This is a genomic window from Bacillus sp. 205(2023), assembly GCF_037027485.1.
In the GTDB taxonomy this organism is placed as follows: domain Bacteria; phylum Bacillota; class Bacilli; order Bacillales; family Bacillaceae; genus Bacillus; species Bacillus halotolerans.
Window position 1 is genome coordinate 1 of the sequence record NZ_JAXCHF010000040.1, and the last position, 274, is coordinate 274.

Annotated in this window: 1 pseudogene; it reads left to right on the forward strand. The window is 40.9% G+C overall.

The window, feature by feature from the left end:
- Positions 1-274 (forward strand): annotated as a pseudogene (locus WA325_RS21305) (DUF1492 domain-containing protein); the annotation flags it as partial.

Below are 274 nucleotides of genomic sequence, written 5' to 3' on the forward strand. Positions count from 1 at the left end.
TCCGAATTAGAGAAACTGCAGGCAGAGAACCGTTATCTGAGACAACAAAATGAAGTTTTAAAAAAGTACAACGAATTGGAAAGGAAGTTGATAGCCAAACGTCAGTCGAACTTGTAGAAGTATTGCATAGCACAATGACCGTACAGGATATCTGTGTTCATTTAGGTATCTCACGAGCGTCTTATTATCGTTGGAAGAAGAACCTGATGAAAGATCATCCCAAGTGCCATTTGGAAAAACAAATCGGCACGTTGTGCCGAGAGCACAAGTATCG